The organism is Streptomyces huiliensis (assembly GCF_020037025.1).
GTDB classification, from domain to species: Bacteria; Actinomycetota; Actinomycetes; order Streptomycetales; family Streptomycetaceae; genus Streptomyces; species Streptomyces huiliensis.
Genome location: NZ_JAIQLH010000021.1, coordinates 72,894 through 85,264 on the forward strand (window position 1 = coordinate 72,894; position 12,371 = coordinate 85,264).

The window sequence follows — 12,371 nt, forward strand, 5'->3', positions numbered from 1 at the left end:
TGCCCCCGGAGACGCGGTCACGGCCGCGTGACGGACGAGATCGGCATCATGTCGGCCCGGTCGTAGCGGACCCGCGCCCCCGGGTACGGCGCGTGCACCACCTGCCCGTCACCGACGTACATGCCCACGTGGCTGGCGTCGTCCCGGTAGATGACGAGGTCGCCGGGGCGGGCCTCGGAGAGCGGTACGTGCCGGCCCGCGTTCCGCTGGGCCTGCGAGGTGCGCGGCAGGCCGACGCCCGCGCGGCCGTAGGCCCACTGCGTCAGCCCCGAGCAGTCGAAGGCGAACGGGCCGCTGGCGCCCCACGCGTAGGGAAGGCCGACGGCCGCGCGGGCGGCCCGCGCGGCGGCGGCGCCCCGCGAGGAACCGGCGTCGGGCAGCGCCGAGTCCCCGCCCGCCGGCGGGTACGGCACCGAGTGCAGGAAGCCGGCCCGGGGCCCGCCCGCCGAACGCGACGCGCGGGCGTACCGCGCCCGTTCGCCGGCCGGGAGCGTGTTGAGCAGCCGGCGGGCGGCGGCGAGCCCGGCCTCGACCTCGCGCTTGTGGCGGGCGACGGCCCGGCGGCTGTCCTCCAGTTCGGCGAGGGCGCGGGCGGCCTCCAGCCGCTCCTGGCCGAGCGCGCGCTGGGCGGCGAGCAGGGCGTGCAGCTGCTCGGCCTGCCGGCCGGTGACGCGTTCGAGGGCGGAGGCGCGGTCGAGGTAGCGGTCGGGGTCGTCGGAGAGCAGCAGGCGCAGGGCGGGGTCGACGGCGCCGGCCCGGTACTGGGCGGCGGCGACCGTGCCGAGGGCGTCGCGCATCCGGTTGACCGTCTCCTGGCCGCGGGCGACGCGGTCGGCGGTCAGCTCCACCTTCCGCCGCAGGGCGCCGGCCCGTTCGCCGGCGGCGTTGTACTGCTCGGTGGCCCGCTCGGCCTGCCGGTAGAGCCGGTCCAGCCGGGCCCGTACCGGCCCGGTCGCGTTCCCGGCCGAACCGGCGGGGTCGGCGGGACCGGTGGGGCCGCCGGGGCGGGCGGCGGCGGACGGTGACAGCGCGGTCGCCACAGTGGCCACGGCGGCGGACAGGACGGTGACCCGTACGGTCCGGGCGAGGCCGGAGGGCGCGGGTCGGCGGTGGGACGCCACGTGCTGCCGTACTCCCTTCGCTGCGCGCCCCCTGCCGCCCCCTGCCGCCCGGAGGGGCGGACGACGGCGGGGGCACCGCGCCGGCGGCAGACAGTAGCGGCTCGGTCACTCCGGGTTCAAAGACCGCTACACACGGTGAACATGGGCGCGTCCCGGCCGGAACGCCGGACGCCCCGCCCGAGACGCAGGTCGCGGGCGGGGCGCGGGGTGCTTCGCGGCCGGTGCGACACCACCCGAACGGGTGGATTGGCAGGGCCGGACGGCGTACGGGCGGAACCGCGGGGCAGCCGGGAAGGCGGGCACCCCCGGGCGTGGTCAGCCGACGCGCACGCCGAACTGGAACGGCATGTTGCCCATCGCCTCGTACCGGACGACGGTGCCCGTGCGCGGCGCGTGCAGTACCTGGCCGTTGCCGGCGTACAGGCCGACGTGGTGCTGGTCGCCGTAGAAGATGACCAGGTCACCGGGCTGGAGCTGACTCTGGTCGTAGATGCGGGTGCCGTCGTTGGCCTGGGCCTGCGAGGTGCGGTCCAGCGTGACGCCCGCCTGGGCGTAGGCCCAGGAGGTCAGGCCGGAGCAGTCGAAGGAGCTCGGCCCGGTGGCACCCCAGACGTACGGGGACCCTATCTTCGTCTGCGCGGCGGCGAGCGCGGCGCCGGCCCGGCCGGAGCCCGGGACGGCCTTGCCGCTGCTGCCGGTCTGCCCCGAACCGCCCTCCTTCGAGCCGCCCTTGGACCCGCTCGCGTCGTCCTTCGCCCCGCCCGCCTTGGCGGCGGCCTCGGCGGCCTCCTCCTTCTCGGCGGCGGCGATCGCGGCGCGCTCCTTCTCCGTGAGGGAGTTGAGGACGTCCTGCGCCTCGGCGAGCTTGCCCTGCACCTCGGCCTTGCGCTCGCCCAGCGCCTTGCGGGTGGACTCCAGGTCGGCCAGCTTGCCCGCGGCCTCCTCGCGCTGCTGCTTCAGGGCGCGCTGCTTGGTGGCGATCTGCCGGAGCGTCTCCGCCTGCTTGGCGCTGACCTGGTTGAGCGTGGACGCCCGCTCCAGGTAGCTGTCCGGGTCGGAGGAGAGCAGCAGTTGCAGGGACGGGTCCACCGAACCGGAGCGGTACTGCGCGGTCGCCACCGCGCCGAGGCCGTCGCGGAGCTTGTTCAGCTCCTCCTGGCCGCGCGCGACGCGGTCCTGGAGCGCGCCGGCCTCCTTCTCCAGCTTCTCCTGCCGCTGCTTGGCCCCGTTGTACTTCTCGGTGGCCTGCTCCGCCTGCTCGTAGAGCGCGTCGACCTTCTCCTTGGCCTCGCTGCGCGTCGGCTTCGCGCCGGGGTCGGCGGAGGCCGCCTGGGCGGAGAGGGCGACGGCCGCGGCGGCGGTCGCGGTGAGGACGGTCACCCGAGTGCGGCTCGGCTGTTTGGGACGACGGTGGGACGCCACGGAGTCGAGCTCCTTTTCTCCTCGGCCGAAGGTTCGAGGCCAGACCTTAGTGACCTCATATGATTGGTTCAAATCCCTTGGGGGGAATCGGTGCTCGGCCTTGCACGTCGTTGACGTGGGGCGCCCCCCCGGAAGGGCCGATCTCAGCCCGTCCGGCGTTTGAGGACGAGCGGCGAAGCCGCGACAAAGGGGGTCTGGGGGCTCGCTCCCAGGAAACGGCGAAGGGGCGGGTCAGGGGCTCAAGTCCGCGCCAGCCGGCGCAAGAGCAACGCCGAAGCCACTGGCCGAGCCCCCACCTTGGCGACCCCGTCGGCCACCTCCCGGTCCGTGGAGACGACCACGACAGGCCGCCCGGGCGGCTCGGCCCGGACAAGCTGACGGATCAGCTCGTCCGCCGTCACCCCGGGCTTGCTGAAGAGCACCCGAACCCCCCGCGGCGGAGCGAGCAGCACCGGAGCCGCCAACTCCGCCCCGTCGAAGACGCACGTCATCTCCGCCCCGGTCTGGGCGGCGAGCATGGACAGCCCGCCGAGCAGCCGCAGCCGCTGCTTGTCCAACGGCATCGTCGGATAGCCGGTCTTGGTGACGTTGTACCCGTCGACCACCAGATGCGCCTGCGGCAGGGCGAGCAGCTGGTCCAGCAGCGCGGGATCGGTCTCGGACAGGGCGCGCGCCGCGATGTCCTTGGGCGTCATCCGCCCGGGCTCCACCGCGTCCACCAGGTCGGCGGGGTGGACGGACGTAGGGGGCAGGGCGAGTTCGCGGCGCAGCCCCTGGGCGGCGTCGAGGACGGTGTCCAGGAGGAGCCGCAGCCGCATGTCCTCGACGCTGCGGCCCTCGCGGACCGCCCGGCGGCTCGCCTCCAGGGCGGCCTCGGCCTCGGTGAGCCGCGCCTTGACGCGCCGGGTCTCGCCGAGGGCGGCGGCCAGTTCGGCGGCGGCCTCGGTGCGCAGCGCCTCCAGCTCGGCGTGGGCCTTGCGCAGCGCCGCCTCGCCGCGCCGCACGTCGTTGAGGGCGCTGCGCAGCTTGCGGGCCAGCCCCTCGCCCTCCTTGCGGACGGCCTCCAGCTCGGCGCGGGCCCGGTCGGCCTCCGTACGGGCCTCGCCGCGCACCCGGGCGAGTTCCTCGCGGAGCTGCTTCAGTTCGCGCTGGGCCTCCTCGCCGGCCCGCTCGGCGCTGGCCCGCTGGGCCTCCTCGCCGGCGGCGGTGACCAGCTTCACCCAGCCGGGCGGGCGCAGCACGAAGGCCATGGCCGCGACGTCCTCGGGGTCGGCGGCGGCGGGCGGCGAACCGGCCTCCAGGGCCCGGGCCAGCTCGGAGCCGCTCTCGCGCAGCCGGGCCGAGATCCGCTGCCGGAACGCGGTGTCGGTCTCGACGGCGGCGGCCATCGCGTTGCCCGCGAACTTGGCCCGGCGGACGGGGGTGAACCGGGCGTACTGGCGTAGCTGCGCGGGGAGTTCGGCAACGGTCAGACCGCCGAACGCCTCGGCGACGAGGCCGATGACGCGGCGCCGGATGCCCTCGGGCAACGGGCGGTCGAGCACCTCGCCGACGCCGCCGGCCCGGCCTTCGTCACCGGCCGTCTCCTCGCCGTCCGTGTGCTCCACCACGCGCGTCCGCTCCGTTCCTCAGCTCGTCCCCGGACGGTCCACCGGCCCGATCGTCCCACCGGCCGCCCCCGGCGCCGTTTCCCGTTCTGTCTCCCGTGCCACCGCTGCCCGTCCGAGACGCACGGCGTGCCCGCACGGGGTGCGGTGCCGCCGGGTGGCGGCGGTCGGCCGGGGAACGTCCATGGTGCCGTCCGTCCTGTTCGTGGCGTGCCGGGTGCGGGGCGTTCGTCGTAACCCTACGGCCTGCCCGACCCGCGGCGGGTTGGGACCGGCACGAGCCGGAGCGACCGGCGAGGCTCTCCGTACCGCTTGCCCCGGTACGCCATGATCTGACCATGATCGTAAAGGCAGTGCGGCGGGACCGGCCCCGCACCCCCTGGGTCACCCGTACCGTTCTGGCCACCTGCTGCGTGGTCTTCCTGATCGGCCCGGCGTCCGGCCTCGATCCCTCGTACGGCACCGGCGCCGACCTGCTCGCCGCGCAGGCGGCCTACTTCGAGCGCTGGGGGGTGGTGCCGGACGAGCTCTGGCACGGCCTGCCGGGCTCGCTCACCACCCCGTTCACCGCCCTCTTCGTGCACGGGAACTGGCTGCATCTGCTCGGCAACATGCTCTTCCTCCACGTCTTCGGGGCGATGACCGAGGAGCGCATGGGCCGCCTCTCCTTCGCCCTCTGCTACCTCGTCACCGGCTCCCTCGCCCTGCTCGGCTACGCCGCCGTGCACGCCGGATCCGCCCAGTCCCTGGTCGGCGCCTCCGGGGCCATCTCCGGGATCCTCGGCGCCTTCCTCCACCTCTTCCCGCGCGCCCGCGTGACCAGCCTCTTCCCGTTCCTCTTCTTCCTCCCGCTCCGCTTCCCCGCCTGGGCCGTCCTCCTCTTCTGGTTCGCCCTCCAGTGGCCCGGCCTCGGCGCCCCCGACGACCGCCCCGGCGTCGCCTACCTGGCCCACGTCGTGGGCTTCGCCCTCGGCTTCGGCTTCGCATGGGTGTGCCGGGAACGGCCGGTTAGAGTGAAATCCCCCGTGAACGACGCGGCCGGGTCCGCCGAAGGAGACAGAACGACGTGATCACCTCGATCGTGCTCATCAAGACCGACGTGGACCGGATCCCCGAGATCGCCGAACAGATCGCCGCGCTGGAGGGGGTGAGCGAGGTCTTCTCCGTGACCGGGGCGTACGACCTCATCGCGATGGTGCGGGTGGCTCGGCACGATGATCTCGCGGAGGTCATTCCGGGGCGGATCAGCAAGGTGCCCGGGGTGGCGTCCACCGAGACGCACATCGCGTTCCGCACGTACTCGCAGCACGATCTGGAGGCGGCGTTCGCGATCGGCCTCGACAGCTAGGCGCTCGGCGCGGGCGCCTGCGGCGGGCTGTGCCCCGGTCCCTCCCCCAGAGGGGGCACCCCCACTTCGCCGTTTCCTGGGGGCAAGCCCCCAGCCCCCCGAAACCGCGCTCCGCGCGGTTGTCCTCAAACGCCGGACAGGCTGACTATCCAGCCCGTCCGGCGTTTGAGGACGAGCGGCGGAGCCGCGATCAGCGGGGTCTGGGGCGCAGCCCCAGGAATCGGCGAAGTGGGGGTGCCCCCTCTGGGGGAGGGACCGGGGCGCTGCCCGCCGCAGGCGCCTACCGCCGCACCAGCTCCCCCACCGCCCCCACAAACCGCTCCACATGCTCATCCGGCGTCCCCACGCCAAAGCTCACCCGCACAGCCGACCCTTCGGGAAGAAGCGCCCGCACCAGCGGATGAGCGCAGAACAACCCATCCCGCACCCCAATCCCGTACTCCGCCGAAAGAGCCGCGGCGAACTCCGCGCTGTCCCACCCGTCGACGACGAACGACACCACCCCCACCCGCGGCGCGTCATCCCCGAAAAGCGAAAGCACCCGCACCTCCGGCACCGCCGCCAGCCCCGCCCGCAACCGCGCGAGCAGCACCTCCTCCCGCGCGGCGAGCCGCTCGAACCCGGCCTCCGTCAAAGCCCGGCAGGCCGAGGCCACCGCATGCGCGCCGATCACGTTGGGGGAACCGGCCTCGTGCCGCGCGACGGTGTCGAACCACTCGACGGCGGGCGCACCGGACGCGTCCCGCCGCACACTCCGCGTCGCGCCGCCGCCCGCGAGGTACGGCTCGGCCGCCCGCAGCCAGTCCGCGCGCCCGGCCAACACCCCCGCGCCGAACGGCGCGTAGAGCTTGTGGCCGGAGAAGGCGACCCAGTCGACGTCCAGTTCGCCGATGTCGACCGCGCGGTGCGGCGCGAGCTGCGCCGCGTCGAGGACGACGCGGGCACCGTGCGCGTGGGCGGCGGCGGCGAGTTCGCGGACGGGCCACACTTCGCCGGTCACATTCGAAGCGCCCGTCACGCAGACCAGCGCCGGACCGTACGGCTCCCGCGCGGCCAGCGCCCGTTCCAGCGTCTCGACGGCCTGCGCGGGGCTGCGCGGCGCGTCCAGCCAGGTGACGGGCGTCTCGCCGGTCTCGGCCCGGCGGGCCCAGGGCAGCAGGGCGGCGTGGTGCTCGGTCTCGAAGACGAACACCCGAGTGCCGGCGGGCAGGGCCGCGGCCAGGAGGTTGAGCGAGTCGGTCGTCGAGCGGGTGAAGAGCACCTGGTCGTCCGCGCGGCAGCCGAGGAACTCGGCGACCGTCGCGCGGCTGTTCTCGAACAGCTCGGTGGAGAGCCGCGAGAGGTACCCGGCACCCCGGTGCACGCTGCCGTAGTACGGCGCGTAGGCGGCGACGTCGTCCCACACCCGCTGCAGGGCGGGCGCGCTCGCCGCGTAGTCGAGGGCGGCGTAGGGGACTTCACCGCCACCGGCGACGGGCACGCGGACGTCCCGGCCGAGGACGGGCAGCGGCAGGGACGGCCCGGGGCCGGAGATCGCGGCGGCGGGGGCGACGGTGGCGGGGGCGACGGCGGAAACGGTGGAGGACATGACGAACTCCCGTGGAAGGCAGGCGAGATCACTGCGCGGCGGCACGGCGGCGCAGGAGAAAGGGAACGTGCGGGCGTGGAGAAGGGGCTCTCGGCCCTAGCGCATTCGCTGGATCACGGAAGGAACTCCCTCGACGACCAGGATCCCTGGCGAGGGATCCGCGCTTGCCGCAGACCTCGCTGCCTGCGGCCCGGTCATCACCCGGGGCACCCCGCCACGGACGGAGGGTTGCCGGACAGCGGGCCGGGGCCTGTGTCGCTGTCACTCGTGACCTGGCCGCGAGTATGGCACAGCGGATCACGGCGGGGAAAGCGGGTTCCGCGATGCGGACGGCTTACGGCCGGGGTTGGTGCCCCGGTCCCGCCCTCTCCCCGTTACTTGCAGGGGCTGCGCCCCCGCCCCCCCGAAGCGCCCTGCGGGCGCTGTCCTCAACCGCCGGACAGGCTGATATAGCCCGTCCGGCGTTTGAGGACGAGCGGCGAAGGGGAGGGACCGGGGCACCCTCACCCCCCGTTACTCACCCGCACCCACCGCTCCAACGCCGCCCGAGCAGCCCCGCTGTCGATCGACTCCGCCGCCCGCGCCATCCCCGCCGCGATCCGCCCGACGAGCGGCTCGTCGGAAGGCTCCAGAGCCACCAGCGCAGCCGCCGAGTTCAACAGCACAGCGTCCCGCACCGGCCCGGTCTCACCGGCCAGCACCCGCCGCGCCACATCCGCGTTGTACGAGGCGTCGGCACCCCGCAGCGCCTCCACGGGCACCACCTCGATCCCCACGTCCCGGGGATCGAACCGCTCCTCCCGCACCGCACCGTCCCGTACGACCCACACCCGCGACGTGGCCGTCGTCGTCAGCTCGTCCAGGCCGTCGTCACCGCGGAAGACCAGCGCGGACGAACCCCGTTCGGCGAGGACCCCGGCCAGGATGGGCGCCATCCGGGCGTCGGCGACGCCGGTCGCCTGGGCGCGGACGCGCGCCGGGTTGGTGAGCGGCCCGAGGACGTTGAAGGTGGTCCGGACGCCCAGTTCACGCCGGGCGGCCGCGACGTGCCGCAGCGCGGGGTGGAACTTCACCGCGAAGCAGAAGGTGATGCCGGCCTCCCGGGCGACCTCCACCACCCGCTCCGGGGAGAGGTCCAGGTTGACGCCCAGCTTCTCCAGGACGTCGGAGGCGCCGCTCGCCGACGAAGCGGCCCGGTTGCCGTGCTTGACGACCTTCACGCCCGTCCCGGCGACGACGATCGACGACATCGTCGAGATGTTGACCGTCTTGGCGCCGTCGCCGCCCGTGCCGACGATGTCCACGCTGGGGCCGGGCACCTCGATGAGGTTGGCGTGCGCGTACATGGCCCGCACCAGGCCGGAGATCTCGGCGACCGTCTCGCCCTTCGCCCGCAGGGCCACCGCGAAGCCGGCGATCTGGGCGTCGGTGGCCGCGCCGCGCATGATGCGGTCCATGGCCCAGGCGGTGTCGTCCGCGCCCAGGTCCCGTCCGCCGAGCAGCGCCTCCAGGATGCCGGGCCAGGACCGGGACACCGTGCCGTCGCCGCCTGTCGGGGTCGCAACGTTCATGGTCCACGCTCCTGGGTGGTCGATCCGGGGCCCTGTCCTCGCAGGGCACGTGCCCAGCCTAACCAGGTCCCGGGACGGCGAAGAGCCCCGTCCACGCGGTGGACGGGGCTCTCGCCGTGGCGATCAGCTGTGATCAGTATCCGGTGATCAGGGGATCAGTGGTGGCCGTGGCCGCTCGTGATCTCCTGGTACTCCTCCGCGGTGGCCTTGGGGACGAACTTGTCCTCCCCGTACATGCTCTTGGAGAGCCGGACCTTCATCTTCTGGCCCATGGACGCCTTGCGGGCGACGCCGTTCTTGTCGACCTCGGGCTCCAGCTCCAGCGGCTTCGGCTGCTCGTGCGCGGTGAGCGTGTGCAGCTGCTCCTGCGTGAGCGGCTCGTGGACCTCGACGAACTCACCGTGCGGCAGGCGCTTGATGATGCCCGACTCGCGGCCGTGCAGCACCTTCTCCCGGTCGCGCCGCTGGAGACCCATGCAGATCCGGCGGGTGGCGATGAACGACAGCACGGGGATCACGAAGAAGCCGATGCGGACGAACCAGGTGATGGCGTTGAGCGACAGGTGGAAGTGGGTGGCCCAGAGGTCGTTTCCACCACCGATCAGCATCACGAAGTACGCGGCGATCCAGGCGACACCGAAGGCGGTGCGCGTCGGAGCGTTGCGCGGACGGTCCAGCAGGTGGTGCTCCCGCTTGTCGCCGGTCGCCCAGGCCTCCAGGAACGGCCAGAGGGCGATGGCGAAGAGCACCAGCGGGAAGATGACCAGCGGGATGAAGACGCCCAGGACCAGGGTGTGGCCCCAGATGTTGATCTCCCAGCCCGGCATGACGCGGATCAGACCCTCGGCGAAGCCCATGTACCAGTCGGGCTGGGCGCCGGTGGACACCTGGTCCGGCCGGTAGGGGCCGATCTCCCAGATGGGGTTGATCGTGGCGATCGCCGCGATGGCCGCGATGGCACCGAAGACCAGGAAGAAGAAGCCTCCCGCCTTCGCCATGTAGACCGGCAGCAGCGGCATGCCGACGACGTTCTTCTCGGTCCGGCCGGGGCCGGGGTACTGCGTGTGCTTGTGGTAGATGACCAGGATCAGGTGGGCCACCACGAGACCGAGCATGATGCCCGGCAGCAGCAGGATGTGCACCGAGTAGAAGCGCGCCACGAAGTCGCCGCCGGGGAACTCCCCGCCGAAGACCAGCATGGACAGGTACGTGCCGATCAGCGGCACGGACAGGATCGCGCCGTCCACGAAGCGGACACCGGTGCCGGAGAGCAGGTCGTCCGGCAGCGAGTAACCGGTGAAGCCGGTGAACATGCCGAGGAAGAACAGCAGGAACCCGAACAGCCAGTTGATCTCACGCGGCTTGCGGAACGCGCCCGTGAAGAAGACGCGCATCATGTGTACGAACATGCCGGCGAGGAAGATCAGCGCGGCCCAGTGGTGGATCTGCCGGATGAGCAGACCACCGCGGACGTCGAAGCTGATGTGCAGCGTCGAGGAGAACGCCTCGGACATCCGCTGTCCCTGGAGCGGGACGTAGGAGCCGTGGTAGACGACCTCGTTCATGCTCGGGTGGAAGAACAGCGTCAGATACACACCCGTGAGGATGATGATCAGGAAGCTGTAGAGGCAGACCTCGCCCAGCATGAAGGACCAGTGGTCCGGGAAGATCTTCCGCATGTTGGCCTTGGCCAGGCTGTAGATCCCCAGCCGGCCGTCGGCCCAGTCGGCGACCCGCTCACCCGCGGGCGCCTTGCGGCCGGGCTTGCTGCCCGCCGCCTTCGTCTCTGCAGTACTCATCCGCGCTCCCAGAAGGCAGGACCGACGGGCTCGGCGAAGTCGCCCATCGCCTCGAGGTAGCCCTTGTCATTGACCTTGATCCGCAGCTGCGGAAGGGCGTGCCCGGCCGGACCGAAGACCACGCGACCGCCGTCGGAGAGGTCGAAGGTGGACTGGTGGCACGGGCAGAGCACGTGGTGGGTCTGCTGCTCGTAGAGGCTGATCGGGCAGCCCACGTGCGTGCAGATCTTGGAGAACGCGACGATGCCGTCGACCGACCAGTCCAGCTCCTGCTTGTCCTTGATGTCCTCCGGACGGAGCCGGACGATCATCAGGGCCGCCTTGGCGATCTGGACCTGGAAGTCGTGGTCCTCCTCCGACATGCCCTGCGGCATGGCGAAGGTGAGGGAGCCGACCTGGACGTCCTCGGGACGCAGGGGCTGCATCGTGTTCTGGTTGACCAGCATCTTGCCGGCCGCCCACTTGCTCTTGCGGAGCTTGGTGCCCGGCTTGGGGCCCAGGCCGCCGAAGAGGAACAGGGCGGAGAGCGGCATCAGTGCCAGCGCACCGAACATCGTGTTCCGGATCAGCGGACGACGGCCCATCGCCGACTCGCTGGCGCCCTCGGCGAAGTCGGCCATGACCTTGGCCTTGACCTCGGGGGACGCCTCGATCGGGTGGCGCTCGTCGATGCGCTCCTCGTCGGACATCAGGGTGCGGGCCCAGTGGACCGCGCCCGCGCCGATGCAGAACAGCGCCACGCCGAGGGTGAGCCCCAGCGTGAAGTTCATGGCGCTGACGTGACCGAGCGGGAACACGTAGATGTTCTTGTCGATCGGGATGGCCAGGTAGGCGGCGATGAAGCCGACCGTGGCCAGCATGGACAGCGTGAACATGAACGCAACGGCGCGCTCGGAGCGCCGGGCGGCCCGCTCGTCGATGTCCTGGACGCGGTGCTCGTGCGGCGGCAGGCCCGGGTCGGCGAAGGGGTCGCCCTTGACCGTCACCGCGCCCTCGCGCGTGTCGCCCTGCTTGCTCGGCAGGGTCTCTTCTGGAATGTCTTGGCTACTCATGACTTCTTGGCCTTTGCGGTCCGGGCGGCGACCCAGATGGCGAGGGCGATCAGCGCGCCGAGGCCGAAGATCCACCCGAACAGACCCTCACTGACCGGGCCGAGCCCGCCCAGGTTGAGGCCGCCCGGGCTCTCCGACTTGCTGGTGTTGACCTCGTCGAGGTACGCGATGATGTCCTTCTTGTTCTTCTGGGACATCGTGGTGTCGGGGAAGGACGGCATGTTCTGCGGGCCGGTCTGCATGGCCTCGTAGATGTGCTTCGGGTCGACGTCCTCAAGGCTGGGCGCGAACTTGCCGTTCGACAGCGCGCCACCCTTGCCCGTGAAGTTGTGGCACTGGGCGCAGTTCGTACGGAACAGTTCGCCGCCCTTGGCGATGTCGCCGCCGTCGGGGCTGTACTGGTCCTTCGAGGGCACCGCCGGGCCCGCGCCGAGCGAGGAGATGTACGCGGCGAGCTGGTCGGTCTCGGCCTGCGTGTAGACGGGCTTCTTGCGGGGCGCCTGGGCGCCCTGCTGCTGCATCGGCATACGACCGGTGCGGACCTGGAAGTCCACGGCCGCGGAACCCACGCCGACCAGGCTCGGCCCGTCGGAGGTGCCCTGAGCGCCGGTGCCGTGGCAGCTGGCACAGCCGACGGAGTAGAGCTTCTTGCCCTCCTCGATGGCCAGGGACTGGGCGGTGTCATCGGCCTTGGCCGACTCGGCCGGCGCGAAAGCGGCGTACAGCCCCCCGGTGACCGCCAGCGCGAAGAGTAGGACGACGACCGCCGCCAGCGGATGGCGTCGTCGTGCGGAGAGCTTTTTCACGGATTACCCCGGTGTCAGGATCTTCTGCGTCGATGCTGGACTGTTGGTCCGGTGCGG

At 72.3% G+C, this 12,371-nt stretch carries 10 protein-coding genes and 1 riboswitch; of the genes, 2 read left to right on the forward strand and 8 right to left on the reverse strand.

The annotated features are described in order from the left end of the window. Positions 1–17: 17 nt before the first annotated feature. The 3 genes from JNW98_RS05305 to JNW98_RS05315 all read right to left on the reverse strand — a co-directional run bounded on the left by JNW98_RS05305 (position 18) and on the right by JNW98_RS05315 (position 4,150). Positions 18–1,121, reverse strand: a complete 1,104-nt coding sequence (locus JNW98_RS05305) for a C40 family peptidase (RefSeq protein ID WP_223766888.1) — start codon at positions 1,119–1,121, stop codon at positions 18–20. Between the two features lie 315 nt (positions 1,122–1,436). Continuing rightward, on the reverse strand, positions 1,437–2,543 hold the full coding sequence (locus JNW98_RS05310; RefSeq protein ID WP_223766889.1) for a C40 family peptidase: 1,107 nt from the start codon (positions 2,541–2,543) through the stop codon (positions 1,437–1,439). A 239-nt stretch (positions 2,544–2,782) separates the two neighbouring features. Next, entirely contained in the window at positions 2,783–4,150 is a 1,368-nt protein-coding gene (locus tag JNW98_RS05315) for an NYN domain-containing protein (protein ID WP_372459167.1), read from the reverse strand. Positions 4,151–4,488: 338 nt separating this feature from the next. Between JNW98_RS05315 and JNW98_RS05320 the strand changes: the two genes are divergently transcribed. Continuing rightward, positions 4,489–5,220: a rhomboid family intramembrane serine protease gene (locus JNW98_RS05320; RefSeq protein WP_223766890.1), complete on the forward strand. Its 732-nt coding sequence runs from the start codon at positions 4,489–4,491 to the stop codon at positions 5,218–5,220. Beyond that, positions 5,217–5,498: an Lrp/AsnC family transcriptional regulator gene (locus JNW98_RS05325; protein ID WP_004949419.1), complete on the forward strand. Its 282-nt coding sequence runs from the start codon at positions 5,217–5,219 to the stop codon at positions 5,496–5,498. Before JNW98_RS05320 ends, JNW98_RS05325 begins: the two co-directional genes overlap by 4 nt. 280 nt (positions 5,499–5,778) lie before the next feature. Here JNW98_RS05325 and JNW98_RS05330 read toward each other — a convergent pair whose 3' ends face one another. From JNW98_RS05330 to qcrC, 5 genes are all read right to left on the reverse strand, one after another. Continuing rightward, a complete protein-coding gene (locus JNW98_RS05330) occupies positions 5,779–7,086 on the reverse strand; it encodes an aminotransferase class V-fold PLP-dependent enzyme (RefSeq protein ID WP_223766891.1) in 1,308 nt (435 codons plus the stop codon). A 155-nt stretch (positions 7,087–7,241) separates the two neighbouring features. After that, positions 7,242–7,359, reverse strand: a riboswitch (SAM riboswitch). Between the two features lie 230 nt (positions 7,360–7,589). Next, entirely contained in the window at positions 7,590–8,657 is a 1,068-nt protein-coding gene (gene trpD / locus JNW98_RS05335; protein ID WP_223766892.1) for an anthranilate phosphoribosyltransferase, read from the reverse strand. A 155-nt stretch (positions 8,658–8,812) separates the two neighbouring features. After that, on the reverse strand, positions 8,813–10,456 hold the full coding sequence (gene qcrB, locus JNW98_RS05340; RefSeq protein ID WP_223766893.1) for a cytochrome bc1 complex cytochrome b subunit: 1,644 nt from the start codon (positions 10,454–10,456) through the stop codon (positions 8,813–8,815). Next, positions 10,453–11,508 carry a cytochrome bc1 complex Rieske iron-sulfur subunit gene (qcrA, locus tag JNW98_RS05345; RefSeq protein ID WP_223766894.1) on the reverse strand — a complete coding sequence of 352 codons (1,056 nt, stop codon included), beginning with the start codon at positions 11,506–11,508 and terminating at the stop codon, positions 10,453–10,455. The genes qcrB and qcrA overlap by 4 nt, the downstream gene beginning before the upstream one ends. Next, positions 11,505–12,314 carry a cytochrome bc1 complex diheme cytochrome c subunit gene (gene qcrC, locus JNW98_RS05350; protein WP_223766895.1) on the reverse strand — a complete coding sequence of 270 codons (810 nt, stop codon included), beginning with the start codon at positions 12,312–12,314 and terminating at the stop codon, positions 11,505–11,507. Before qcrC ends, qcrA begins: the two co-directional genes overlap by 4 nt. Positions 12,315–12,371 lie beyond the last annotated feature (57 nt).